Source organism: Streptomyces sp. NPDC045998 (genome assembly GCF_056430285.1).
Genome location: NZ_JBWKLJ010000007.1, coordinates 35,091 through 59,719, shown reverse-complemented (window position 1 = coordinate 59,719; position 24,629 = coordinate 35,091). Strand labels below are relative to the sequence as shown.

25 protein-coding genes and 1 pseudogene are annotated in these 24,629 nt (G+C 72.6%); 8 read left to right on the top strand and 18 right to left on the bottom strand.

The window, feature by feature from the left end; genetic code table 11:
- Window positions 1–104: 104 nt before the first annotated feature.
- From AC07FJ_RS21205 to AC07FJ_RS21190, 4 genes are read right to left on the bottom strand one after another with little or no spacing between them, the layout of a single operon-like run.
- Entirely contained in the window at window positions 105–560 is a 456-nt protein-coding gene (locus tag AC07FJ_RS21205; protein ID WP_479050909.1) for a MaoC family dehydratase, read from the bottom strand.
- Window positions 557–2,113, bottom strand: a complete 1,557-nt coding sequence (locus tag AC07FJ_RS21200) for an acyl-CoA synthetase (protein WP_479050908.1) — start codon at window positions 2,111–2,113, stop codon at window positions 557–559. The genes AC07FJ_RS21205 and AC07FJ_RS21200 overlap by 4 nt, the downstream gene beginning before the upstream one ends.
- A gap of 23 nt (window positions 2,114–2,136) precedes the next feature.
- Window positions 2,137–3,030 (bottom strand): amidohydrolase family protein, encoded by an 894-nt coding sequence (locus tag AC07FJ_RS21195; RefSeq protein WP_479050907.1) that lies wholly within the window; start codon window positions 3,028–3,030, stop codon window positions 2,137–2,139.
- A 4-nt stretch (window positions 3,031–3,034) separates the two neighbouring features.
- Entirely contained in the window at window positions 3,035–3,949 is a 915-nt protein-coding gene (locus AC07FJ_RS21190) for an SDR family NAD(P)-dependent oxidoreductase (RefSeq protein WP_479050906.1), read from the bottom strand.
- A 200-nt stretch (window positions 3,950–4,149) separates the two neighbouring features.
- On the opposite strand from AC07FJ_RS21190, the gene AC07FJ_RS21185 reads away from it, so the two are divergent.
- Window positions 4,150–4,590, top strand: coding sequence for a MarR family winged helix-turn-helix transcriptional regulator (locus AC07FJ_RS21185; protein WP_479051240.1), 441 nt, complete (start codon window positions 4,150–4,152; stop codon window positions 4,588–4,590).
- On the opposite strand, the gene AC07FJ_RS21180 is transcribed toward AC07FJ_RS21185, so the two are convergent.
- The 8 genes and pseudogenes from AC07FJ_RS21180 to AC07FJ_RS21145 all read right to left on the bottom strand — a co-directional run bounded on the left by AC07FJ_RS21180 (window position 4,575) and on the right by AC07FJ_RS21145 (window position 12,197).
- Entirely contained in the window at window positions 4,575–5,033 is a 459-nt protein-coding gene (locus AC07FJ_RS21180) for a DUF3237 domain-containing protein (RefSeq protein ID WP_361416019.1), read from the bottom strand. The two genes, AC07FJ_RS21185 and AC07FJ_RS21180, sit on opposite strands and share 16 nt — an antisense overlap.
- On the bottom strand, window positions 5,030–5,179 hold the full coding sequence (locus AC07FJ_RS21175; protein ID WP_479051239.1) for an ABC transporter ATP-binding protein: 150 nt from the start codon (window positions 5,177–5,179) through the stop codon (window positions 5,030–5,032). The genes AC07FJ_RS21180 and AC07FJ_RS21175 overlap by 4 nt, the downstream gene beginning before the upstream one ends.
- Window positions 5,180–5,374: 195 nt before the next feature.
- Window positions 5,375–5,734 (bottom strand): annotated as a pseudogene (locus AC07FJ_RS21170) (ATP-binding cassette domain-containing protein); the annotation flags it as partial.
- 118 nt (window positions 5,735–5,852) lie between these two features.
- The gene (locus tag AC07FJ_RS21165; RefSeq protein ID WP_479050905.1) at window positions 5,853–6,893 is read right to left on the bottom strand and encodes an ABC transporter ATP-binding protein; all 1,041 of its coding nucleotides are present in this window, start codon (window positions 6,891–6,893) and stop codon (window positions 5,853–5,855) included.
- Window positions 6,890–7,765 carry an ABC transporter permease gene (locus tag AC07FJ_RS21160; RefSeq protein ID WP_479050904.1) on the bottom strand — a complete coding sequence of 292 codons (876 nt, stop codon included), beginning with the start codon at window positions 7,763–7,765 and terminating at the stop codon, window positions 6,890–6,892. Before AC07FJ_RS21160 ends, AC07FJ_RS21165 begins: the two co-directional genes overlap by 4 nt.
- Window positions 7,762–8,712: an ABC transporter permease gene (locus tag AC07FJ_RS21155; RefSeq protein WP_479050903.1), complete on the bottom strand. Its 951-nt coding sequence runs from the start codon at window positions 8,710–8,712 to the stop codon at window positions 7,762–7,764. The genes AC07FJ_RS21160 and AC07FJ_RS21155 overlap by 4 nt, the downstream gene beginning before the upstream one ends.
- On the bottom strand, window positions 8,709–10,421 hold the full coding sequence (locus AC07FJ_RS21150; protein WP_479050902.1) for an ABC transporter substrate-binding protein: 1,713 nt from the start codon (window positions 10,419–10,421) through the stop codon (window positions 8,709–8,711). The genes AC07FJ_RS21155 and AC07FJ_RS21150 overlap by 4 nt, the downstream gene beginning before the upstream one ends.
- Window positions 10,422–10,499: 78 nt before the next feature.
- Window positions 10,500–12,197, bottom strand: a complete 1,698-nt coding sequence (locus AC07FJ_RS21145; protein ID WP_479050901.1) for a CocE/NonD family hydrolase — start codon at window positions 12,195–12,197, stop codon at window positions 10,500–10,502.
- A gap of 107 nt (window positions 12,198–12,304) precedes the next feature.
- On the opposite strand from AC07FJ_RS21145, the gene AC07FJ_RS21140 reads away from it, so the two are divergent.
- Together AC07FJ_RS21140 and AC07FJ_RS21135 are read left to right on the top strand one after the other, a co-directional pair.
- Window positions 12,305–12,898 (top strand): TetR/AcrR family transcriptional regulator, encoded by a 594-nt coding sequence (locus AC07FJ_RS21140; RefSeq protein ID WP_479050900.1) that lies wholly within the window; start codon window positions 12,305–12,307, stop codon window positions 12,896–12,898.
- Window positions 12,899–13,148: 250 nt separating this feature from the next.
- The gene (locus tag AC07FJ_RS21135; RefSeq protein ID WP_479050899.1) at window positions 13,149–14,609 is read left to right on the top strand and encodes an amidase; all 1,461 of its coding nucleotides are present in this window, start codon (window positions 13,149–13,151) and stop codon (window positions 14,607–14,609) included.
- Between the two features lie 86 nt (window positions 14,610–14,695).
- Here AC07FJ_RS21135 and AC07FJ_RS21130 read toward each other — a convergent pair whose 3' ends face one another.
- The 3 genes from AC07FJ_RS21130 to AC07FJ_RS21120 form a co-directional block, all read right to left on the bottom strand.
- Window positions 14,696–15,469, bottom strand: coding sequence for an SDR family NAD(P)-dependent oxidoreductase (locus AC07FJ_RS21130; RefSeq protein ID WP_479050898.1), 774 nt, complete (start codon window positions 15,467–15,469; stop codon window positions 14,696–14,698).
- A 93-nt stretch (window positions 15,470–15,562) separates the two neighbouring features.
- Window positions 15,563–16,495 carry an NAD(P)H-binding protein gene (locus tag AC07FJ_RS21125; protein WP_479050897.1) on the bottom strand — a complete coding sequence of 311 codons (933 nt, stop codon included), beginning with the start codon at window positions 16,493–16,495 and terminating at the stop codon, window positions 15,563–15,565.
- Window positions 16,492–17,115: a ScbR family autoregulator-binding transcription factor gene (locus AC07FJ_RS21120; RefSeq protein WP_355353314.1), complete on the bottom strand. Its 624-nt coding sequence runs from the start codon at window positions 17,113–17,115 to the stop codon at window positions 16,492–16,494. The genes AC07FJ_RS21125 and AC07FJ_RS21120 overlap by 4 nt, the downstream gene beginning before the upstream one ends.
- 219 nt (window positions 17,116–17,334) lie before the next feature.
- Between AC07FJ_RS21120 and AC07FJ_RS21115 the strand changes: the two genes are divergently transcribed.
- From AC07FJ_RS21115 to AC07FJ_RS21105, 3 genes are all read left to right on the top strand, one after another.
- Complete coding sequence (locus AC07FJ_RS21115) at window positions 17,335–18,306, top strand: ScbA/BarX family gamma-butyrolactone biosynthesis protein (RefSeq protein ID WP_479050896.1); 972 nt, start codon at window positions 17,335–17,337, stop codon at window positions 18,304–18,306.
- Window positions 18,307–18,481: 175 nt separating this feature from the next.
- The gene (locus AC07FJ_RS21110; RefSeq protein ID WP_479050895.1) at window positions 18,482–19,471 is read left to right on the top strand and encodes an ArsR/SmtB family transcription factor; all 990 of its coding nucleotides are present in this window, start codon (window positions 18,482–18,484) and stop codon (window positions 19,469–19,471) included.
- A gap of 131 nt (window positions 19,472–19,602) precedes the next feature.
- Window positions 19,603–20,136, top strand: a complete 534-nt coding sequence (locus tag AC07FJ_RS21105; RefSeq protein ID WP_479050894.1) for a peptidase inhibitor family I36 protein — start codon at window positions 19,603–19,605, stop codon at window positions 20,134–20,136.
- 63 nt (window positions 20,137–20,199) lie between these two features.
- Here AC07FJ_RS21105 and AC07FJ_RS21100 read toward each other — a convergent pair whose 3' ends face one another.
- Both AC07FJ_RS21100 and AC07FJ_RS21095 read right to left on the bottom strand, forming a co-directional pair.
- A complete protein-coding gene (locus AC07FJ_RS21100; protein WP_479050893.1) occupies window positions 20,200–20,412 on the bottom strand; it encodes a hypothetical protein in 213 nt (70 codons plus the stop codon).
- A 74-nt stretch (window positions 20,413–20,486) separates the two neighbouring features.
- Window positions 20,487–21,716, bottom strand: a complete 1,230-nt coding sequence (locus AC07FJ_RS21095; protein ID WP_479050892.1) for an IS701 family transposase — start codon at window positions 21,714–21,716, stop codon at window positions 20,487–20,489.
- 309 nt (window positions 21,717–22,025) lie between these two features.
- On the opposite strand from AC07FJ_RS21095, the gene AC07FJ_RS21090 reads away from it, so the two are divergent.
- Both AC07FJ_RS21090 and AC07FJ_RS21085 read left to right on the top strand, forming a co-directional pair.
- Complete coding sequence (locus AC07FJ_RS21090) at window positions 22,026–23,186, top strand: acyltransferase family protein (RefSeq protein WP_479050891.1); 1,161 nt, start codon at window positions 22,026–22,028, stop codon at window positions 23,184–23,186.
- A gap of 2 nt (window positions 23,187–23,188) precedes the next feature.
- On the top strand, window positions 23,189–23,944 hold the full coding sequence (locus tag AC07FJ_RS21085; RefSeq protein WP_479050890.1) for a DsbA family oxidoreductase: 756 nt from the start codon (window positions 23,189–23,191) through the stop codon (window positions 23,942–23,944).
- On the opposite strand, the gene AC07FJ_RS21080 is transcribed toward AC07FJ_RS21085, so the two are convergent.
- Window positions 23,884–24,624 (bottom strand): formylglycine-generating enzyme family protein, encoded by a 741-nt coding sequence (locus AC07FJ_RS21080; protein ID WP_479050889.1) that lies wholly within the window; start codon window positions 24,622–24,624, stop codon window positions 23,884–23,886. The genes AC07FJ_RS21085 and AC07FJ_RS21080 overlap by 61 nt on opposite strands.
- Window positions 24,625–24,629 lie beyond the last annotated feature (5 nt).

Below are 24,629 nucleotides of genomic sequence, written 5' to 3'. Positions count from 1 at the left end.
GACCGCCCCGCTCAACGAGGGCGCTCACGTTTACCGTTGCGGGTCAGCGCCGGACTCTCACCGGACTTCCCCCGCGGGACGCGATCCGCAGCGTAGCAAGAGCCTCAGGCGTAGAAGCGGGAGAGGCTCCGCAGCACGGCGGCCGGCTTGGCGCCGCCGTCGATCTCGAGCGTGCCGTCCACGGTGATCTGCACCCCGCCGGGTACGTCGGTGACGTCGGCGAGGCGGGCGGCGAGCCGGAGGCGGGAACCGACGGTGACGGGAGCGGGGAAACGCACCTTGTCGAGGCCGTAGTTGACCTTGGTGGTGACGCCCTGGACGTCGAGGAGGCCGGTGAACAGGGGGATGAAGAGGGAGAGCGTGAGATAGCCGTGGGCGATGGGGGCGCCGAAGGGGCCTTCCTTGGCGCGCTCGGGGTCGACGTGGATCCACTGGTGGTCGCCGGTCGCGTCGGCGAAGGTGTCGACGCGTTCCTGGGTGACCTCGATCCAGTCGCTGCTTCCGAGGTCGCTGCCGGCCAGGGCCTTCAGTTCGTCCAGGCCGTTGACGGTGACGGTCATCGCTGCGTGTCCTTCCGGGGTCCGGGGCTTGCGTGGCTTCCGTCGCTTGCGTAGCGCGTACGGAGCTGGTGTTTGAGGAGCTTTCCCGAGGCGTTGCGGGGCAGTTCGCGGACGGCCACCACCGCTTTCGGGATCTTGTACTTGGCCAGGGAGGGCGCCAGGAACGCCCGCACCCGCTCGGGGTCGAGCCGGGCGCCGTCCCGGGGGACGACCACCGCGAGGCCCACCTCGCCCCACCGGCCGTCGGGTACGCCGATGACGGCGCACTCGACGATGTCGGGGTGGGCCAGCAGGGCGCTTTCCACTTCGGCGGGGTAGACGTTCTCGCCGCCGGAGATGTACATGTCCTTGATGCGGTCGGCGATGGTGACGTGGCCGTCGGCGTCCACCCGGGCGGCGTCACCGCTGTGCAGCCAGCCGCCGGCGAAGGTGGCGGCGGTCTCCTCGGGCAGCCCCCAGTAGCCGGGGCTGACGTGGGGCCCGCGCACGACGACCTCCCCCACCTCGCCGACGTCCGCCTCGCTCATGTCGGGCCGCACCACCCGTACGTCGCTGAAGAAGTGCGGGACCCCCGCCGACCCGGCTTTGGGGACGGCGTGTTCCGCGTCCAGGAACAGCACGCCGGGCGCCGCCTCGGTCATGCCGTAGCCCTGCTGGAAGACCAGCCCGCGCCGCTCGTACGCGCGGATGAGCGGTACGGGTACGGGTGCGCCGCCGCAGTTCAGCAGACGCAGGGAGGACAGGTCCGCCGTCTCCCAGGCGGGCTGGCGGCTCATCAGGTCGAACATCGTCGGCACGCCGAACATGAACGTGACGCGGTGCCGGGCGATGGTCTCCAGGGCCCGTGCCGGGTCGAAGCCGTCGGTGAGGACGCAGGCGCCGCCCTTGAGCAGCACGGGCAGGGTGAGCATGCTCAGCCCGGCCGCGTGGAAGAGCGGCGCGGCCACCAGGGCGCGCTCGTCGGCGCGCAGGTCCTGGTCGATGAGGACGTTGACGGCGTTCCAGGTGAGGTTGGCGTGGGTGAGCATGGCCCCTTTGGGCCTCCCCGTCGTGCCCGAGGTGTACATGATCAGGCACAGGTCGTCGCCGGTGACCGTCTCGTCGATGGGGTCGGTCGACGACGCGGCGAGCCGGGACTCGTAGTCCGGGCCGAGGGGCAGGAGGGTGTTCGGCCGGGCGGTGGCCAGGCCGTCGACGACGTCCTGGTGGCCGGGCGCGTACACCAGGACGCGGGCGCCGCTGTCGTGCAGCTGGTAGTCGATCTCGGCGGCGGCCAGCCGGGTGTTGAGCGGCACGAAGACGCCGCCGAGGACGCCGGCAGCGAACAGCGTCTCCAGGAAGGTGTGGTGGTTGGGGCCGAGGTAGGCGACGCGGTCGCCGCGCCGGACGCCCCGCGCGCGCAGGGCGTGGGCGAGGCGGGTGGTGCGCTCGTGCAATCGGGCGTAGGTGAGGGTGATGTCACCCTGGGTGCCCCGGGTCTGGACGAGCGCCGGGCGGTCGGGGGTCTTGCGGGCCCTCCGTGCGGGCCAGGACCCCAGTCCCTCGTTGCGCATGGGCCGCTCCTTGGTCGCGGGGTTCAGGTCAGGCCGAGCAGCCGGGCGGCGTTCTCCTTGAGGATCTTCGGCCTCACCTCGTCCTTGATCGGCAGCTTGCCGAAGTCGGCGAGCCACCGGTCGGGGGTGAGGACGGGATAGTCGGAGCCGAAGAGGACCTTGTCCTGGAGCAGGGAGTTGGCGTACCGCACCAGCGAGTCCGGGAAGTACTTCGGCGACCAGCCGGACAGGTCGATGTGGACGCCCGGCTTGTGCGTGGCGACGGCCAGGGCCTCGTCCTGCCAGGGGAACGACGGATGCGCCAGGATGATCTTCAGGGCCGGGAAGTCGGCGGCGACGTCGTCGACGTGCAGCGGGTTGGAGTACTTCAGCCGGATGCCGCCGCCGCCCGGGACGGACGCGCCGATGCCGGTCTGTCCGGTGTGGAACAGAGCGATGGCGCCGGTCTCCTCGATGACCTCGTACAGCGGGTAGGCCATCCGGTCGTTCGGGAAGAACCCCTGGAGGCTGGGGTGGAACTTGAACCCCCGTACGCCGTGCTCCTCCACCAGCCGCCTGGCCTCGCGGACGCCCGCCCGGCCCTTCCAGGGGTCGACGCTCGCGAAGGGAACGAGCACGTCCGCGTGCGCCGCGCAGCTTGCGGCGATCTCCTCGTTGGAGATGCGGGAATGGCCGGTGGCGTGTTCGGCGTCGACGGTGAAGACCACCGCCGCCATGTTCCGCTCCCGGTAGTGGGCGGCCATCTCGTCGATGGTGGGCTGCCGGTGGCCGTGGGCCTTGAAGTACGCCTCCGACGCCGCGAACAGCTCGGGGCTGAGCGCGCCGTGGCCGTCCTTGGAGACCTCGGCGTGGGTGTGGACGTCGATGGCGGTCAGGGCGCCGACGTCGATACGGGCCGTCTGCCCGGCGGAGGACATGGACCTACGCCTCCGGGATCCGGGGCGCGGGGATGCCGACGCTCTGCGGTTCGCGCCCCACCGACGTGTCCCACGCCGCCGCGATGGCTTCCGGTGTCCAGCCGCCGTCCGCGTACGCCACCGCCGTCTCCTGCGGGTGCGACCACAGGGCGAGCCGGTCGCCGCCGATGCCGACGCACTGCCCGGTGACCCCGCGTGCGGCGTCGGAGGCGAGGAAGGGCACCAGCGCGGCGCAGTCGTCGGCGGTGCCGAAGCCCTCGCCCTTGCGCAGGAAGTCCGGCAGCGGCCGGCCCTGCTTCAGGGCGTCGACGTACGGGGCGAAGGCGGGGATGGTCTCGGTCATCGCGGTGGCGGCGACCGGCACGACGGCGTTGACGGTGATGGCCGACCGGGCCAGCTCCATGGACCAGGTCCGCGCCATCGCGGCGATGCCCGCTTTGGCCGCCGCGTAGTTGGTCTGCCCGAAGTTGCCGCGCTGGCCCGCGGGGGAGCCGACCAGGACGAGGCTGCCGCCCTCGCCCTGCTCCCGCATCCGTACGGCCGCGGCACGGGCGCAGGTGAAGGTGCCGCGCAGATGCGTGGTGACCACGGCGTCGAAGTCGTCGTCCGTCATCTTCCACAGCACCCGGTCGCGCAGGATGCCCGCGTTGGTGACCATCACGTCCAGCCGGCCGAACTCCTCGACGGCCCGGCCGACCAGGCGGTCCGCCGCCTCCGCGGTCCCCACCGCCACGGCTTCCGCGACCGCGCGGCCGCCGGCCTCGGTGAGGGACTTCACGGCCCGCTCGGCCGCGTCGGCGTCCACGTCGTTCACCACGACCGCGGCGCCCGCCCGGGCCAGCGCGGCGGCGTACGCGTACCCCAGGCCGCGTCCACTGCCGGTGACCACGGCCACCTTTCCCGTCAGATCCACGGACATCGCCCACCTCGTCTCGTCGAACGGAAGCGCGCCGAGGAGCGCGCTGAAAAGAAGCTAAGAGCAATCATTGTTGTCGTCAATGGTTGTTGTGATGACCCGTCTATGGGATCGTGAGCGTGATCCACATCCCCGTGGCCCCGCGTCACCACGGCTGCCGAAGGAGCCCCCCGATCAGCGACGACATCACCGGCGCCCCCTGGATGCGCGCGCTGCACGCCGACACCGGCTACCTCCTCTACCGGCTCGGCCTGCGCTCCGGCAGCCTCTTCAACAGCGCCCTCGAACAGCACGGACTCCGCCTGCGCCACTACGCGCTGCTGCGCTACCTCGCCACCGTCGAGGGCGCCCGCCAGCGCGAACTGAGCAGCCGGCTCGGCTACGACCCCAGCGCCATCGTCGGCCTCGTGGACGACCTCCAGCTCCTCGGCCTCACCGAGCGGCGCCCGGACCCGGGCGACCGCCGCAACCGGATCGTCGTCCTCACGGAGGAGGGCCGGAAGCTGCTGCGGGACAGCGACCGCGACGCGGCGCACGTCACCGAGCGGCTCCTCGCCCCCCTCGACGAGGAGCAGCGCCGCGCGCTCCACGAGCTGCTCCTGCGCGTCACCGAGGGCCGGCCGGATGGTCAGTCGACGCTGTAGCAGCGGATGACGATGTGGCCGTCCTCCTCGCGGGCGAGACCCACGAAGACCGTCTCGGCGAGCCAGCGGTGCGCGGGCGCGTCGGTGCGGAAGACCGGGGCGGTACGGAAGTACGTGCCGGCCCGGGCGACCATGAGCGCGCCGTCGTACTGCTCCGGGCTCGTGCCGCCCTCGTGGTAGTAGCCGCGGTTGACGATGTCGATGACGGCGCCGTCGTCGGCGCGGATGAGGTAGCGGGCCTCCAGCTGGAAGATCTCGCCCCGGGTGCTGGACCAGTCGCCGCCACCCGGCAGGACGGTTCCGGTGAGGCGGGGCCCGTGGACGCTGCCGCCGGTGATGGGCGTGAACTCGGTGCGCTCGCCGTCGCCGTGGCCGATGTGCAGGTGCTCGGCGATCTCCGCGCGGATCTCGAAGACGAAGGTGAGGGAAGGGGCGGACGTCATGAGGATGCTCCAGTGGGTTCGGTGCGGCGGGTGGGCTTCCAGCCGGGCCGGGGCACGGCGTCGAGCAGATGACGGGTGTAGGGGTGCCGGGGGTCGGACAGGACGGAGGCGGCCGGGCCCCGTTCGACGACGCGGCCCCGGCGCATCACCACGACGTCGTCGCAGACGTGCCGCACGACACCGAGGTCATGGGTGATGAACAGGTAGGCCACCCGCGTCCGTTCGCGGATGTCGCGCAGCAGCGTGAGGATCTGCGCCTGCACGGAGACGTCCAGCGCCGCGACCGCCTCGTCGAGGACGAGCACGCGGGGCCGTACCGCCAGCGCCCGTGCGAGGGCCACGCGCTGGCGCTGCCCGCCCGAGAGCGCGCGGGGCAGGGAGCCCGCCTGGCGCTCGTCGAGGCCGACCTCCCGCAGCTGTTCGGCCACCTTCCGGTCCAGGGCGGAGCCGCGCAGCCCGGTGTGGAGCGCGAGGACCTCCCCGACGCAGTCGCGGACCCGCTGGTGCCGGTCGAGCGAGGCGTACGGGTCCTGGAACACCATCTGGATCTCCCGGGCGAAGCGCCTGCGCTCGGCCGTCCGCGCCCGGGGGCCGGGCCGGCCGAGGCCGCCCAGCCGGATGGTCCCGGCGGTCGGCGTCTCCAGCCCGGCGATCATGCGGGCGGTGGTCGTCTTGCCCGACCCGGACTCGCCGACGACGGCGAGGGCGCCGGCGGGCGGGACGGTCAGGCCGACGTCGTCGACGGCGACGAAGTCCCCGTACACCTTGCGCAGTCCGGTCGCCTCCAGGGCGGGGGGTTCGGTGGAGGCGGGGGAGGGCTCAGACACGGCCGGTGCTCCTGTCGTCGGCGCACGGCACGGCGTGCGGCTGGTCCGGGAGGATCGGGAAGTGGCAGGCGGCGCTGCCGTCTCCCGCGGGCCGCAGCGGCGGGCGCTCGGTCCGGCACACCTCCCGTACGTCGGGGCAGCGCGGCGCGAAGGCGCATCCCGGCCCCGCCTCGAACGCCGACAGCGGCCGGCCCGCGATGGCCTTCAGCGGCTGCGCGCCCGCCCCCGGTGCGGGGCGGGAGGCCAGCAGCGCCCGCGTGTAGGGGTGACTCGCCCGGGTGTGGAGGCGCTCGGCCGGCAGCTCCTCCACCACCGTGCCCGCGTACATGACCGCGATGCGGTCGCAGACGGCGGAGGCGAGGGCCAGGTCGTGGGTGATGAACAGCATCGCGAGGCCCCGCTCGGCGCGGGCCTCCTCGATGATGGCCATGACCTCCGCCTGCGTGGTCACATCGAGAGCGGTCGTCGGCTCGTCGGCGAGCAGCAGCCGCGGTTCGCCCGCCAGCGCGGCGGCGATCATCACCCGCTGCAGCAGACCGCCGGACAGCTCCGACGGGCGCTGCCGCAGCCGGCGCGGCGCGTCGGCGACGCCCACCGCGCGCAGCAGCTCCGTGACGGTCGCCTCGGCGGCCCGGGGACGTACGCCCCGCGTGGTGACCAGCCCCTCGGTGAGGAAGTCGCCGACCGTACGCACCGGATTGATGTGGGCGCGCGGGTCCTGGAACACCATGGCGACGTCCCTGCCGCGCAGCGCCCGCAGCGCCGCCGGGCCCATGGCCGGGACGGACACGCCGTCGAAGCGGATGTCCCCGCCCGTACGGGCGCCCGGCGGCAGCAGCCGCAGCACCGCACGCGCGGTGAGGGACTTGCCGGAACCCGACTCGCCGACCAGCCCCACGGCGGACCCGGCGGGCACGGTGAGGTCGACCCGGTGGATCACCGTGCCACGACGGCCGCCCTTGACCGGCAGGGTGATGTGCAGCCCGTCCACTTCCAGGAGGGCGGGTTCGAGGAGGGCGGGGGACTCGGTCATCGGTCGTCTCCCAGGAGGCGTTGGGACAGGCCGCTGCCGAGCAGGTTGCAGGCGACGACGAACACCACGATCACCAGGCCGGCGTAGAGCGACTGCTCGGCCCGCCCGGCGAGGATCCCGGTGGAGCCGTTGGCGACCATCAGCCCCCACTCGGCGGTCGGCGGCTGGGTGCCCAGGCCGATGAACGAGAACGCGGCCACGTCGAGCAGGGCGTACCCGAAGGCGGTCGTCAACTGCACCAGCACCAGCGGGAGCAGATTGGGCACGAGGTGACGCAGGCAGATCCGCCACCCGGACATGCCGAGCATCCGCAGCGCGGACACGTACGGCATGCGGCACTCGCGCAGCGCCGCGCCGCGCACGGTACGGGCGATGTACGGCAGGTACGCCAGCGAGAGCGTCGCCATCGCCAAGCCCAGGCCCGCGCCGAGGGCGGCGGCCGCGACGACGGCGAGGACCAGCCCCGGGAATCCGAAGACCAGGTCCAGCAGCCCGGAGACCAGCCGGTCGTACCAGCCGCCGAGCCAGGCGGCGGACACCGCCAGGGCGGTGCCGGCCGTCCCCGCCGCCAGCGTGACCACGGCGGGCGCCAGCAGGCTGGGCCGGGCGCCGTACAGCAGCCGGGAGAGGATGTCGCGCCCGGTGTCGTCGGTGCCGAGCCAGTGGGCGGCCGAGCCACCCTGATACACGGCGAACGGGTCCACGGCGTCGGGGTCGTACGGCGCGAGGAGCGGCGCGCACACGGCGGCCAGGACCACCAGGACGACGACCGACCCGGCGGCGATCAGGACACCGCGGCCCCGGGCCAGGGCGCGGACGCGGTCGAACCGCCCCTCGCCCCCGGTGAGCCCGGCCAGCCGGTACGTACTCATGCGTCGCCTCCCAGCGGAACGCGGTGGTCCAGGGCGGCGGTGACCACGTCCACCAGGGTGTTGACCGCGACGAAGACGACCACGGCGATCAGGGCCAGCGCCTGGACGACCGCGAAGTCCTGTTTGGCGGCGCTCTGGATGAGCAGGGCACCGATGCCGTTGACGCCGAAGGCCTGCTCGACGATCGCGCAGCCGGCGATCAGGCCCGCGACGGCCACCCCCGACACCGAGAAGATCGGCCCGGAGGCGTTGCGCAGCACGTGCTTGCGCACGACGACGCGTTCCGGAACGCCCCGGCTGCGCGCCGTCTGGACGTGTTCCGCGACCAGTTCGGCGCGGACGGCGGAGCGCGTCACCTGGGCGACGTACGCGAGCCAGGACGCGGCGAGCGCGAGCGCGGGCAGGGTGAGGTGCTCGATCCGCCCGCCGAGCCCGGCGCCGGCGCCGTATGCCGGGAACCAGCCCAGCCGCACCGAGAGCCACCAGATCAGCAGGACGGACATGACGAACGTGGGAACCGCCATGAGGGCGGTGGTCACCACGGTCACGAGCGTGCCGGCCCACCCGCCGCGCAGGGCGGCCAGCGTGCCCAGCAGCACACCGGGCACGATGATCAGGACGGCGGCGTACGCCACCAGGAACAGGGTGTTGCCGATGCGGTCGGCGATCAGGTGGGTGACAGAGTCCTTGTACGTCAGGGACTGGCCGGCGTCGCCCTGGAGCATGCCGCTCAGCCAGCGCCAGTAGCTCTCCACGAAGGGGTCGTCGAGGTGGTACTCGCGGTGGATCCGCGCCAGCAGCTCGGGGCTCGGCGGCTTGCCCCCGCCGATGAGGAGGGTGGCGGGGTCGCCGGGGGAGAGGAACAGCGCGCCGTGCAGGGCGAGTCCGGCGACGAGCGCGGTCACCGCCAGCATCGCCGCACGGCGGACGACGAACCGCCAGATCATGAGCCGGCCTCGCCGGTGCGGCTGCCGGTGCCGCTGTCGCCGGTGCCGCCCAGGTGGGCCGCCCACGGCATGTTGATGTAGGCGAAGGACGCGGGGGCGCCGCTGAGGCGCTTGTTGAGGAACATCCGCTCGTGGGGCCAGGCGAGGGGCACGAGGGGCAGGTCCTGGGCGTACAGCGCCTGGGCCCGCGTGAAGAGCGCCGCCGACCGGCCGGGGTCGAGCGTCGCCTTGGCCTGCCGCAGCAGCGCGGTCACCTCGGCGTTGCGGTACCGCGTCCAGTTCAGCGGGGATTCGGGCGCCGTGAGCATCTCCGCGTAACTCAGGGGGTCCGGGATCTCGACGTAGCCCAGCACCATGGTGGCGTCCAGGCCCTCGCGGGCGGACGGGTCGTAGAACAGGCCCGACATCTGCGTCGGCTGGAGCTGCTTGATGACGACCTCCAGACCGATCCGCTTGGCCGCGGCCTGGAGGAAGGTGAGGGTCTGGAGGGACTGCTGGTCGCCCGCGCCCATGGCGACGGTGAGGGTGCGCTGCCGGGGAGCGGCCTGCTCGACCAGCTTCCTGGCCCGCGCCTCGTCGACGGCGGGCAGGGCGGGCAGCGCGTCATGGGCCTTGGTGTAGACGTCCGCGGCCTCGCTGTTCTTCCACACCAGGGACGGGATGAAGGTCTTCGGCTTCTGGGCGGCACCGTCGTAGACGTTTCTGATCAGGGCGTCGCGGTCGAGCACCAGGGACAGCGCGTCCGCGATGCGGCGGTCGGCGAGCGGCGAGGCCGTGCCGGTCGGGTAGAGGAAGACGGTCTGGGCGGACGGGCCGTAGTAGACGGTGCCGGTACGCGAGGAGCGCAGCGCCTTGGCGACGGTGGAGGGGAGCTCGTAACTGCCGTCGATCTGCCCGGACAGCAGGGCGCTGGTGAGCGTGGAGCTGTCGGTGATGAACCGGAAGGTGAGCTTCTCGGCCTTCGGCCGCAGCGCCGCGTCCCAGTAGGCGCCGTTGCGCAGGGCGGTGATGGACTCCCCGGACTTCCAGCTCGTGAGCCGGAAGGGGCCCGTGCACATCAGGCCGCCCTTGGCGGTGCCGTAGGAGGAGCCGGCCTTCCGCAGGTAGGCGGCCTCGCTGACCGCCCCGAAGCCGTTGGCCAGGTACTTCGGGAACAGCTGGTCCGGCGCTCTGAAACGTACCGTCACCTGGTGGGTACCGGTGGCCGTGATCGACGTGACACCGGCCATGACGGCGATGTTGACGCTCTGCGTGGCGGGGTCCCGCTGCCTCAGCAGGCTCGCGACGACGTCGTCCGCGGTCATCGGCGTGCCGTTCCAGAACCGCACGCCCTCGCGGAGGTTGAGGACGAGGGTCTTCGGGTCCGGGCGGTTCCAGGAGGTGGCGAGGCCCGGCGCGAGGGAGTAGTCGGCCCTCAGCCTCAGCAGCGGGTCGCAGAGGTTGGACACCACGGTGCTGGGCGAGTAGTCACCGGCCTTGGCCGGGTCGAGGGTGGTGGGCTCGCCCATGGGGAGGTTCCAGGTGACCTGGTCGAGTGCGCCGGTGGCGGCGGGTGTGGTGGCGGTCAGCTTCGGGGCGCTCGTCGACGGGCCGGAGGGGCTGCCGGCGCCCGACGTACAGGCGGAGAGCGTCACCAGCGCGGACAGGGCGACTGCGAGGGTGACGGCGGTTCCGGGGGTGTTTTTGGCGGTGGTTCTGGGAGCGTGCATGAGGTGCTCCTGATCGGGACTGCGTGGCTCTGACGGTCCTTCGGGGGAATCCTTCAGTGGGGGCGTGAACGAACGGGGTCAGTCGGCCCGTGGGGGCAGGGCTGTGACGGTCAGGCGGGACGGGGACGGCCCCCCGGTGCGCAGCGTCTGCGTGCTCGGCTTCGCGGCGAGCGTGGTCCACGGGTTCTCGTCCGTCCCCGAGGACGGCAGGAACATGGGGTAGTCGCTGCTCGCCACGATCAGCGCCAGCCGGTGCCCGGGCCGTACGCGATAACCGGTGTGGCCCAGGTCGATGTGCACCTCGTCGGGCGCCAGCGGGCCGCGTACCGACACCTGTCCGCGCGCGATCAGATGAGCCCGGCCGTCGGGGGAGACGTCGAGCACCTTGGCGTAGAGGTCGAACACCGGGGCGGTGCTGGACACGTGGAGGTCCAGGCCGATCGGGCCGGCCAGGTCGAGCGGCTCGGACAGCACCGGTCCGCTGAAGGCGAGGACGTCCTCGCGCGCGGCGACGGGCGCCACATCGGGGTACGTCTGGAGGAAGGCGAAGGAGTTGGGCACCAGCGACGGTACGAGCGCCTCGGGGTCGTGGAGCCACCGGGTGCTCCGCTGCTCGGCGGCGGGCTCCGTCATCAGCGGGGCGCCCGGCAGCGGGCCCACCGCGTCGGCGGGGTCGCCCAGCCAGAGTACGCGCTCGGCGGACTCGGCCGGGGGCCAGGCCGTGGACGTGCGCCGGCCGGCGTGGCCGAGCTCCCAGACCACCTTGGAGAGGGAGGAGACCGGGCGGACCCCCTTGAGAAACACGTCGAAGAAGTCGAGGGCCGGGTCGACGTAGGCCGGCAGCATGCGCGCGAGGGCCGCGTCGCTGACGGCGTGGTCGTCCTCCTCGGCGACCGGCGCCAGGTCGAGGTGGTAGTTCTCGTGGTCGACCGCGCCGGCCCACAGGTACTGCACGGCGTCCCAGCCCGGCCGGGAGGCCAGCTCCAGATAGTCGCGCAGGTGCGGGATCACGATGTTGTCGAACCAGCCGACGCAGTGCAGCACCGGCACGGGCCGCGCGTCGAAGGGGTGGCGTCCGAAGGCCGGGAACAGGTTGGTGTAGCGGGGCGCGAGCGTGTCGAACCACGCGGAGCGCGCGCCGATCGACCGGAACGCCTGCTCGTACTGCTCGATGACCGGGCGCAGCGAGCGGTCCGGTTCGAAGTCGTACGCGCCGTCGTCGACCCAGTAGTGGGCGTAGTACTCGATGCCCTCCAGCCAGACGGGCCGGCCGACCGCGGCCCCGTCGAACGGGTCGGACTGTGAGGTCGCGTTGAAGTCCACCGTCGTGACCCGGGGCACGACGGCGCGCAGCGCCGGGTGCTCGGCGGCGACCGCGGCCCACTGCGTGAAGCCGTAGTAGGAGTCGCCGAACATGCCCACGACCCCGTCCGACCAGGGCTGTCGGACGATCCAGTCGAGGGTGTCGTAACCGTCCTCGGACTCGCGCAGGAACGGCAGGGTCCGGCCGTCGGACCGGAACTTGCCGCGTACGTCCTGGACGACGACCGCGTAACCGCGGGCGGTGAACCGGGCGGCGATCCGGTCGGCGTAGACGTAGCGGCTGTTCTTGTCGTAGGGGAGGCGGATGAGGACGGCGGGAGCCCCGGCGTCGTCCGTGGCCTCGGGGAGGTAGACGTCCGTGGCCAGCCGGACCCCGTCGCGCATCCGGACCCAGTGCTGCCGGGCCTGGTCGGGGACGGGGGTGGGGCCGATCCGCTCGTAGGGGAGGGGCATGCGGTGTTCTCCAGGAATTGAGAAACAACAGCGTCATGTAACGGCGTTGTATGACAACATTGCAGCTCCGGATAAGCGGGTCAACCCCCTGAGTTAAGGTCTGCGACATGCCGATTGAGGTAGACGAGGCGAGGCGGCTCGACGAGATCGCCGACGCCACCATCCAGGTCGCGCGCGAGCGGGGTGTCCGCTCCGTCACCATCCGCGCCGTGGCCGCGCAGCTCGGCGGATCGACGGCCATGGTCACGAACTACGTGTCCAGCCGCTCCGCGCTCATGATCAACGCCCTGCGGCGTGCCGAGAGGGACTGGGCGGGGGAGATGGAGGAGGTGCTCGAAGGTCTCACGGGGCCGGAGCGGCTCCAGGCCGTCGCCCGCTGGATGTGCACCACCGAGCACGACGACGAGGTGCTGCGCCGCCTGCTGATGGAGATCGCCAGCGCAGGCCCCGGCGCCGGCGCGGACGTCGAGGAGCTGCGGCGCGCCACCGCCCGGCGCGGCCGCGACGAGATGGGCGCCCTCGTCGCCGAGGCGGGACTCCCCGACGCGGCGCTGAGCGCCGACATCCTGCACCTGCTCTTCCGGGGCTACTGGCTGTCCACCCTGGAGGACCCCGACACCTGGACCCGCGAGCGGGGAACACGGGTCGCGCTGGCGCTGATCGACCTGCTGTCGCGGGAGCGGCCCTCCGGCGGGGAGTGAGGCCTGAGGGTTGACAACGCCGGGTGGTCCGCAGCAGGCTGGCCCCGATGTACAACGCCGTTGTATGACGGTGTTTGTCGTCGCTGTCGTCGAGCGGCCCCGATCGGCACATCGGCACCTCGCGCATCGGCTGGTCGGCAGATGCACGGATCAACGGATCACGGATCACGACGCGCGTGACGCTTCTCTCTCTTCTCCGTCCCCGCCCGGCGCCCTGCCGCACCCGGGGCTCTCCCTCCACGAGGTGTCCATGGGAAATGCAGCCCACCCCACCGAGTTGTGGCAGCGCACCGCCACCGACCTCGCCGCCGCCATCCGGGCCCGCGAGGTCTCCGCCGTCGAGGTGGTGCGCTCGTGCCTCGCCCGCATCGAGGAGACCAACCCCCGGCTCAACGCCCTGGTGGACGTACGACCCGACGAAGCGCTGGCCGACGCCCGCCGCGCCGACGAAGCGGTGGCCGCGGGCGCAGACCTCGGCCCGCTCCACGGCGTACCGGTGTCGATCAAGGTCAACACGGAGCAGCGGGGGTACGCCACCACCAACGGCGTGGCCGCCTTCGCCCATCGGCCCGCCGAGGGCGACGCGGCCTGCGTCACCGCCCTGCGCCGGTCCGGGGCCATCCCGCTCGGCCGCAGCAACTCCCCGGCCTTCTCCCTCCGTTGGTTCACCACCAACGACCTGCACGGCCGCACGCTCAACCCCTGGGACCACGGCCGCACCCCGGGCGGCTCCAGCGGCGGCGCCTCCAGCAGCCTCGCCGCCGGCATGACGCCTCTCGCCCAGGGCAACGACATCGGCGGGTCCATCCGCTTCCCCGCCGCCTGCTGCGGAGTCGTGGGCGTACGCCCCACCGTCGGCCGGGTCTCCGACTGGGCCCCGCCCGCCTTCGCCGACACCGCCGACGGGCCCGTCGAACTGGACTTCCCGCCCACCGTCCACGCCTGCGCCGTGCAGGGTCCGCTCGCCCGCACCGTGGCCGACGCCCGGCTGGCCCTGCGGGCGATGACCACCCCGGACGTACGCCACCCGCACGGTGTCCCGGCGCTCCCCGAGCGGGCGGGCACGGCCGCCGGTGCCGTCACGGTGTCCGTGGTCCGCAGCATCGGCACCGTCGACAACCACCCCGCCGTCGACCGGGCGGTGAGCGGCGCCGCCGCGCGGCTGAGCGACGCCGGCTACAAGGTCGAGAAGCTGGACGGCATGCCGCTGCTCGCCGAGGCGGCGCGCCTGTGGTCGCTGCTGATCACCGAGGACCTGCGCCCCATGCTGCCCCTGGTCGAGCAGGTCGGCGACGAGGCGATCCGTACGGCGCTGGCCGGGCACTTCGCGGCCGCGGCCGTCACCTGGGGCGAGCGCCCCGGCCTGGAGACCTACATCAACGGCTGGGCCCGCCGTGCCACGCTCGTCACCCGGCTCCAGGAGTTCCTCGGCTCCGACCGGCTTCTGCTCACCCCGGTCTGCGCGGAGCCGCCCTTCGAGCAGGACGCCGACCTCGCCGAAGAGGCGCGCGCCGGACGGCTCTTCACCGCGATGTGGCCGATGACGGCCGTACCCGTGCTGGGCTTTCCCGCCGTCACGGTGCCCGTCGGCCTCGACGGCGGCCTCCCCGTCGGCGCCCAGCTCATCGGCGGCCGCTTCGAGGAGGAGCTCGTCCTCGACGCCGCTCAGGCCGTCGAGGACCGGACGCCGGCGGTCAGCCTCTGGGCGTAGCGGCGGCCGGGGGTGAGGCCCGCCGCCCGGGCCGTTCCGGGGCGGCGGGCCTCAGGAGGACCGTGGGTCTCAGGTGAGTGTCCGGTTCACGCGGCCGTCCAGCCGCCGTCCACCGGCACCGCCGCCCCCGTCACGAACGAGGAGCGGTCGCTGCACAGCCAGGCGGCGGCCTCGGCCACCTCGGAGGGGGCGGCCATCCGCTTCTGGATGGGGCGGGCGAGGAAGCGCTCCTCCAGCCCCGGCGTCTCCTCCAGCACCTCGTCCATCAGCTCGGTGAGGGTGTTGCCGACCACCAGCGCGTTCACCCGCAGGCCGCGCTGCCCGTACTCGGCGGCCGCCGCCCGGGTGAGGCCGATGACCGCGTGCTTGGCGGCGACGTACGGGGCGACGGCACCGGTGGCGAGGACGCCGGCGACGCTGGAGGTGTTGACGATGGCGCCGCCGGAGGGCGAGCGGAGCAGGACCGGGATCTGGTGGCGCATGCAGTTCCACACGCCCCGGACGTTGACGTCCATGATCTGCTGGAAGACCGTGTCGTCGGTCTCGTGCAGCTCCGTTCCGACCGTCGCCCAGCCGGCGTTGTTGAAGGCGCCGTCCAGGCCGCCGTACGTGTCCACCGCCAGGGCCACCGCGCGCTCGACCTCGTCCGGCCGTGTCACGTCCGCGGGCGCCGCCGTCGCCCGGCCGCCGCTGCCGGCGATCTCTTTCTCCAGGGCCCGCAGCCGTTCCTCGCGGCGGGCGACCAGGACGACCGCCGCGCCCTCCGCCGCGAACAGCCGGGCGGCGGCCGCGCCGATGCCGCTGGACGCGCCGGTGACCATGATGACCTTGTCGGTGAGCAGTAAGTGAGTGGTTGTCATGCACCCATTCAACTGCTCGGGTGCCGTGACCACGCGACGGTTACGACATCCTCACGTACGCCGCGGTCCGTGAGCTGCGTGACGAACGGCCGGTTACGCGGCCAGGAAGTGGCCTACGTGGTCCCGCGCCCAGGTCCGGAACGGCGTGGGCGTCCGGCCGAGCAGCCTCGCGACCCCGTCGGCCACCACGGCCTTGCCGCCCGCCGCCTGACGGTCGCTCATCTCCAGCAGGGCCCGCACCAGAGGCTCGGGGTAGCGCCGCCGCCAGGCGTCGCGGGCCTCCTCGGGGGTCAGCTCGACGAAGTCCAGCGGTCTGCCGACCGCGGAGGCCAGTTCCGCGCACTGCTCCCGGGCGGAGATCGCGGCCGGACCCGTGAGGGAGTACGCCCGTCCCGCGTGCGGCCCGGGCCGGCTCAGTACGCGCGCCGCCGCCTCGGAGATGTCCCGCGGATCGACGCAGGCGATGCGCGAGTCGCCGTGCAGCGCCCGTACCACCGACTTCCGGGCGATCGACGGGGCCCAGTCGCGCGTCTTCGACATGAAGGCGCGCGGGCGCAGCAGGGTCCACTCCATGCCCGTGGCCCGTAATCGCTGCTCGTTCTCGCGCTGCCAGCGGGTCACCAGGTCCTGGGCCTCCGGATCCGTCACGGCGAGCGCGGACACCTTCACGATGTGCCGTACGCCGCCGGCCTCGGCCGCGGCCAGCACGTTGTCCTCGTGGTCGGGCCGGAGCGGGTCGCTGGTGACGAGGAGCAGCGCGTCCGCTCCCCGGCAGGCGCGGGCCAGGGACGCGCGGTCGGCGAAGTCGGCGCCGACGATGTCGCCCGCGAGTCCCCGGCGGGCGGCCCGGGCCGGGTCCCGGGTGAGGGCGCGCACCCGGTGGTGGGGTGCCAGCAGGGCGGAGACCGTGTGGCCCACGGTGCCGCTGGCGCCGGTGACCACGATGGCCGGCCGCTCGTCGTCGTTCCGTTCCGACTCGGCCGCGCGCGGTGCCGTGCGGAGTCCGCCGTGGGTGGGGGCGCTCACGCCGGCCTCGCGCGGTCGGCGTCGAGCACGATCCGCTCCGCGACGGAGGGAACGGCGATCCCGGGGAGGAGGTTGCGCCACATGCCCACGGTGCGCTGGGGCAGGTCGGCCCGTCCGCTCACGAGCTGGGAGTAGAGCTGGATGCCGGTACAGGCGCCCACGACGAACTCGGCCACCTCCACCGGGTCCACGGAATCCCGGAGCTCGCCGTCGTGGCGCGCTTCGAGCAGGCAGTCCGTCATGATGCGGACCCACGTGCGGTACGACGTGTCGTCGCGCATCCCGAAGGCGCCCTGTTCCACGGCCAGCCGCACGGCGGCCCGCAGCATCGGGTCCTGCTGGATCTGCCACGACCACAGCAGGGTGATGTCCACCAGTCGTTGCAGGCCGCGGGAGCGGAGCATCGGGACGATGGTGTCGGGCTGGGCGTTCATCACCGCGAGCGCCAGCCCCTCCTTGGACTTGAAGTGGAAGTACATGGCCCCGGTGGTGGCGCCGGCCCGTTCCGCGATCTTGGTGATGCTGGCGCCGGCGAAGCCGTACTCGTCGAGGACCTCGGCGGCCGCGCGCAGGATCGCCTCGCGGGTCCGAACGGCCCGTTCCTGCTTCGTCCGTGGCATGCACCCTCCCCTTAAACGTAGAGAACGCTCTCTATGGTATCCGCTCGCCATGTGGGACGACAGTCCGAACATCCCTGCGTTGACCTGCGGTTGGCGAAAGTTCTCACGGTTTCCCTCGACAAACAAAAAGAACACTCTCTATTTTATGAGCGTGCGGGCACGACATCGCCGTACAGGACGGTCTGTCACACACATCGGACATCAGGGGGAAGGTTCCGCATGTCTCACACCACCCGGCAGCCGGTCGCGCCCAGCGCGTCCACTCCCGTGCTCACGCCCACGCTGACCTACGCCGTTCCGAGGGAGTACGTGCACCGCGCGGCCATAGCCGAGGTGTTCCTCACCGGCTGGCGACCGATCGGGCCCGACTGCTTCACCGTCACCGCCCAGTGGCCCCGCCAGCACAGCTTCTACCTGACGCAGGAGGGGACGCAGGACCCGCTCCTGCTGAGCGAGACCATCCGCCAGACCCTGCCCCTCCTGTCGCACGCGGCGTACGACGTCCCCTTCGGAACCCGGCTCAGCTGGGACTTCTTCCGCTACACGCTCGACCCCGCGGCGCTGGCCGCGCAGTTCGTGCCCGCCGAGCTCGAATTAACCGTCACCGCCTCCGACATCAGGCGCCGCGGCGGCCAGCTGGCCGCCGTGACCATGAACTTCGACATCTCGCGCGACGGCATGCCGCTGGCCACCGCCGAGACCCGCTTCGGCTGCTACACCCCGGCGGTCTACCAGCGGCTGCGCGCGGGCCGTGCCGACCTGGACGAGGTCCTCGCGAGCGCCCTCGCCCCCGCACCGCCGGTGCCTCCGGCCCTCGTGGGCCGCGACCGGCCGCAGGACGTGGTGCTGTCCGCGCCCGACGCGGACCGGGGCTGGCGGCTGCGCACGGACACCGCCCACCCTGTGCTCTTCGACCACCCGGTGGACCACGCGCCCGGGATGCTGCTGCTGGAAGCCGCCCGCCAGGCCACCCAGGCACTCGACCCCGCCCGTCGGGTGCTGCCCACCGGCATGGACATCGCCTTCTTCCGGTACGTCGAGTTCGACTCCCCGTGCTGGATCACCGCCGAGCCGGACGCCCCGGAGCGCCACGACGAGCAGGGCCGTCACCGGACGAAGGTGACCGCCTGGCAGGAGGATCAGGTGGCCTTCTCCGCGACGGTGACGACGGAGACGGTCGCCCCTCGCTGAGGCGCCGGACGGGAGGTCGGTTCCCGTTGTAGGGACGGTCGGTGAGCGGGCAGGCCCGGTGGCTTGCCCGCTCCGGACGACCGGGTTCATCCTGCGCCGATCATTTGTTTACGGGGGTTCCTCAGCATAGGGCGTGCGCGTTCCGTGCCCACGTCCACGACGTCGGAGGAAGTCGTTGCTGCGGATCCACTTCACCAGCCAGGACTTGGAGAACATCCGGGTCGCCCGGAGCCCCGACCCGCTCTGGGAGATCGTCTGCAGCGTCTGCCGGCTCCAGAGCAGGGACGGTCCCCTCGCCTTCGACCACTGGCGGCGGGTGGTCCGGACGCGCATCCGGAGTGGCGGGGCGCCCCGGTGGGCGGCGTCGATGCTGCGGACCCTGGTGCCGTACGCCGTCTACATGCCGGACTTCCTGACCCCGCATCTCGAGGGCGAGAACATCAGCCTGGCGGCCGGAATCGATCGGGTGCTGTCCACCCCCCGGCGCGAACTGCGCGCCGAACTGACGTCGTTGGCCAGAGCGGCCGGGAAGCCGGTCGCCTATCCGGCCCTGGCCCACGGTGACATGGAGGCGTTGCGCCTTCTGGGCCATGGGCTGCGGACCTACCACGAGGCGTTTCTGGCACCCGCCTGGGACCGGGTCGACGGCACTGTCCGCGCCGACTTCGCGTGGCGGTCCCGCGCCCTGGCCACCGGCGGCACACGGGCCCTGCTGGAGACGTTCCGTCCCATGGCGATGTGGCGTCCGCCCGTGCTGGAGGTGGACTACCCGATCGAGCGGAACCTGCACCTGCGCGGGCGCGGCCTGCGGCTGGTCCCCTCGTACTTCTGCTGGCGCCGGCCGATCACCCTCATCGACGAGGACCTGCGGCCGGTGCTGGTCTACCCGGCGGACAAGACGGTCGCTCCGCTCACGGCGGCCGCCCCCGAACTCGCCCGGCTCCTCGGCTCCACCCGGGCCGCACTGCTCCACGAGACGGCGGCGCGTGACTGCGGCACCACCTCTGAACTGGCGGCGGCGGTGGGTATCTCCCTGCCGAGCGCCAGCCAGCAGCTGACGGTGCTGAGGGAAGCGGGTCTGCTGACCAGCCGACGCGACGGCAAGCACGTACTGCACGCGGTGACGCCGATGGGACAGGGCTTGTTGGGCGTTCGATGTGGCTGAGGCCAAAGAGTGGTGCGCGACGGGCGCCCCCCGTCGGAACCTGTTCGTGAAGCGCGACCCACCGACGGAGGGAAACCCCCATGAACTTCAGGTCCAGGACCACGAATCGCACCACAGCCTTGCTGTGTGGCATGGCGCTGGCATTCGGAGCCGGCAGCGCGACCGCCGCGGCTGCCGACCGGGCCACGCAGTCGGGCGAGTCGACGTACGCGGCGGAGGCGAAGGCGGTGGGCCTTTCGGCCCGGCAGGCCGCCCAGCTGCAGGACCGGGTGGAAGCCCGGCTGGCGGACATCAAGGTTCCGGCGGAGCAGGTGGGGTACAACGAGATCCGGACCAAGGACGGCAGCGCGAGCATCACGGTGTCCGTGCCCGGCGCTGCGGCCGACACCAGCTGTTCCTACACGTACCTGTGCCTGTGGGACGGCGCCGACTGGACCGGCACGAAGCTGTCGTTCAAGACCTGTGCGTTCCGCAACCTGAGTGACTACGGCTTCAACGACCGCCTCACCTCGTACAAGAACAACCAGACCTCCGGCACGCGGTCCCTGTTCTACAACTGGCAGGGCTCTTGGGTCTACAAGTTCGACAGCCACGCGTACCACACGGAGGACAGCCTCGCTAACACCTCCTGGAACAACCTGATCGACGGGGTCCGGGTCTGCTGAGCCCCTGCCGGTGACCCGATCAGCCGGGCATCCGCGCCTTCGGGCCCGGCCGGACGGTGGTCATCAGCGGGCCATGCGCCGTCCCAGCTCCCGTGCCCTCTCGCGCAGGCCGGCAGCCCAGGCGTCACCCTCCGCCGGAGCGGACATCCCCGTGGCGGGGGAGACCTGCACGTCTTGGAACGGCGCCTGGGGAGTGGCCCCGTGCCGCGCCCAGTCCACCGTGATCCCGGCGCGCTCCGCCATCTTGCTGGCTCTCTGCGAAGGCTTCGTCGCCACCGTGCTGGTCCTGAGCCCTCGGCCGCCGCAGGAGGGATGCGGCGGCCGAGGGCTCCTCCCGATCGGGGCGGGGGTCAGGCGGTGCGTCTGGTCAGGCCGAGTGGCTCGGAGCGCTGGGCGAGCCCGGCCAGGCGGCTGTAGGCGTACGCGGCCGAGACGAGCGTCATGTGGTGGTGCCAGCCCGGGAACGACCGGCCCTCGAAGTCCAGCAGCCCCAGGTGCTCGCGCAGGGAGTGGACCGTCGCGGCGCTGCCCGCGCGCAGGCGGGTCAGCGTCAGCAGGTCGCTCATGCGCGTCTGCACCATGCTGGTCAGCCACACGACCGACGGCCGCTGCTCGTCCGCCTGCCACTCGGCGAAGAGCCGGTAGGTGCGGTGCGGTGCGCCGGTGCCCGTGCGGACGCCGGGCACCCGTACCAGGCCGGAGACGATCCGGAGCATCCGCTGCCGGCCGTCGGACGCCGTCACGGTGGCCGTGTGCGGGTGCCGCCGGCTGTTCATGGCCAGGAAGGACCGGGCGCTGAGCGTCGAGGCGGCCGCAGCCGCGTGCGCGGCGGGCTGGGCCTTGAGGTGCCCGTCCGCGATCACCTGCATGCCGTCGGGCACGGCGACGAGGAAGTCGTACCCCCGCTGCGACAGTCCGGAGACCAGCGGGGCGACGCTCGGCAGCTCCGTCATGTCCGCCACTACCGGGACCGCGGCCAGCGAGGTGCGCGCGGCCGCGGCCCCCACCAGGTCGAGCGTGTCCGCCCACAGGGGCCGGTGCCGCACGCTGTCCGGGATGCGGGTGCGCCGCCGCAGCCCCGTGTCGTCGGCCCAGTGGTCGGGCAGGAACAGGCGCCAGTCGACGGGGACGTTGTGCCCCGGGACGGAGAGGAACAGCCCTAGCGCCACCTGGCAGTTGACGGTACGTCCGGCCGACGGCACGAAGCGGCGGTGCACCCCGACCGAGTGGTCGCCCCGCTTCGGCAGCACCGCCGGGGCGACGGTCCAGGCCCGGACCGGGGCGCGTTCCTCGACCCAGCGCATCAGCTCGCCCCGGGCGGGTTCCCACTCCCACGGGCTGGCGTTGATGAACTGCTGCAGCGACTGCGAGGCCGTGGGGGAGGTGGAGACGGCGGCGGCCAGCCGCCGGACCGACTTCTTGCCGGGCGTGGTGAGCAGTCCCTGCAGGTAGGCCTGGGCCCACCTGCGCTGGTCCGCGCGCGGCAGATGGCCGAAGAGCCCCTCGGCGTAGTCGGCGTAGGCGGCGAGCGGGGCCGGTTCGGCCGGTCCCCGTAACTCCGTGATGCCGTGCGCAGCCACGATGCGTTCCCCCTCGACTGGTTCGGACGGACGGCGTGAGAGGACACCTCACTCGTAAAAGAATAGAGAACGTTCTGTATTTTCCAAGGGGGTTCACCGGTCGGCGACGACTTTCGGAAGTCCCGCCCCGGGAACGGCGGTTGAGGGCTGGAACTCATCGCTTCTTGTGCAAGTCGGCGTTGTCCCGGCCAAGGGCGGGACCGCAGGCTGGCCGCACGGACAAGGGGAGGGAGTGCCGTGGCGGTTCACGTACGAGACGCGAGCACACGATCCGCCGCCGCGCGCTCCGTTGGCGCGAAGTGTGCGGCCGTGGACGGCCTTCGCGGTGGCCGGCGGCTGCCGTCCCTGACCGGGATGCGGTTCGCCGCCGCGCTGCTCGTCTTCCTCTTCCACGCCACGTACGAGAACGTCTTCCGCGACCCCGGGACCAACGCCGCCTTCGCCCTGCTGTTCTCCAAGGCTGGCTGGGTCGGCGTCTCCTTCTTCTTCGTCCTCAGCGGCTTCCTGCTCACCTGGTCGGCGCGCCCGGACGACACCGCACGCCGCTTCTGGCGGCGGCGCGCGTGGAAGATCTACCCGAACCACGTCCTGACCTTCACGGCCGCCGTCGCCCTTCTGGTCTGGACCGGTCAGGCGGTGCCCGGGGCCGTGCGCAACCTGCTGCTCGTCCAGACCTGGACGCCGGACGTCGACGTGATCCTCAGTGCCAATCCGGTCAGCTGGTCCCTCGCCTGCGAGGCGGTCTTCTACCTCGCCTTCCCCGCCCTGCTGCGGCTGGTGGACGCGATCCGTCCGGCCCGCCTGTGGTGGTGGGCGGCGGGACTCGTGCTCGCCGTCCTCTGCGTCCCCGCCCTCGCCTCCGCCGTGGTGCCCGCCGGACCCGACATGTGGTGGCTGGCGATCTCGGAGGAGCACTACTGGTTCGTGTTCGCGTTCCCGCCCGTACGCGCCCTGGAGTTCGTGCTCGGCATGGTCATGGCGCGGATCCTGGGGGCCGGGCGGTGGCGCGGCCCCGGGCTGCCGCTCGCGGGTGCCGCGGTGGTGGCCGGTTACGGCGTCGCGCTCGTGGTGCCGTTCGCGTACGGCATGGTGGCGACGACCGTCGTGCCGCTCGCCTGGCTCGTCACCGCCGCGGCCGCCGCGGACCTGCGCGGAAACGTTTCACCGTTCCGTACGCGCCTCCTCGTCCGCCTCGGCGAACTGTCCTTCGCCTTCTACCTGTCGCACCGGCTGGTGCAGATGTACGGGCACCGGGTCCTCGGCGCGGACCGGTCCTGGGACACCCCGGCGGGCGTCGGGGTGCTGCTCCTGGGGCTCGTGGTGACGCTGGGGCTGTCCTGGCTGCTGTACACGTTCTTCGAGCGGCCGCTCACCCGCCGCATGGGCGCCGCCCGGGCGGCCGGACCGCCGCCACCCCCTCACACTTCACGGGCCGGACGGTCCGGCCCGCCTCATGACGGAGGCTCATGACGATGACGACGAGTATCGCGATGACGACGAGTATGACGAGTACGACCGTGACGACGAGTGCGACGGCGACCGCGGGTGCGATGGCGACCGCGGGGGTGACGACGATCGACGTGTGGTTCGACTACATATGCCCGTTCTCCGTGATGACCCGCAAGGTGCTCGCCGACGCCCTCACCGATCCGGACGTCCGGACCGTATGGCGCGCCTACGAGCTGCATCCGGAGGGCACCCCGCCGCCCGGTGAGGGCGACTACCCCGAGCGGGTCTGGGAGAACTCCGTCCTCCCCATGGCCGAACGGCTCGGTGTCCGGCTCGGCTCCGCCCCCTCGCTGCCCCTGCCGCGTACGGGCCTCGCACTGCGCGGCCACCGTTACGCGGAGCGGCACGGCGTCGGCCTCGCCTACAGCGACCGCGTCTTCGACGCCCACTTCCTGGAGCACCTGGACATCGCGGACGCGGGGCTGCTGGCGGACCTGGCGGGTGACGTCGGGCTCGACGCACGCGAGTTCCGCGCGTTCGTCACCTCCGAGGCGACCGCCGTGCAGTACCTGCGCGAGCAGGAGGACGCCCGGCGCACCCACCGCATCCACACGGTGCCGACGCTGACCATCGGCACCTGGCGCACGGAGGGCGTCCCCCGGGCGGACCGCGTGCGGGAGGTCCTGGCGGAGCTGCGCCCGGCCGTGGGCGGCTCCCGTCACTCCGCGGGTGCCGCCACGCGGAACCCCACGCCGAGCGCTGCCAGGTCCCGTTCGTAGACACCGTGCCGGCGGGCGCACCGGGCCAGGTCCCGGTCGTGGCGGAAGGACCCGCCCCGCGTGACGTGCGGGTCGAAGGCCCAGTCCTCGGTCCGCGGCACGTCGTCGGGGGCGCCCGGGTAGGGGGCGTAGAGGGTGGAGGTCCACTCGTCGGCGTTGCCCGCCATGTCGAGCACGCCGAACGGGCTGGCGCCCTCGGGGAACGAGCCGACCGGCACGGTCGCCCCGACGCCCAGGTCCACGAGGTTGGCCAGACCGGTGCGGTACTCGTCCCCCCACGGGAACTCCCGGCCGTCGTCCCCGCGCGCGGCGCGCTCCCACTCGTCCTCGGTGGGCAGCCGCACCGCGAGACCGCCGAGCCGTTCCCCGAGCCATCGGCAGTAGGCCGTCGCCTCGTCCCACGGGACCCCGATGACGGGGTGGTCCGCCGGCGCCTGCGGGACCGGCCTGCCGGTGGCCACCGCGAAGCGCGTCCACTGGCCGACCGTGACGGGCGTACGGGCGATCCGGAACGCCGGGACCCGGATCTCCGTACGCGGGGCTTCCTTCCGGTACCACTCCACCGGCACACCGGTGTCACGGAAGCGGTGGGCGACCTCCGCCACCTCCTCCGTCGGCGTGCCCCGGTACAGGAACCCGGCCGGGACCTCGACCCAGTCCACGTCGTACACGTCTTCCACCCGTC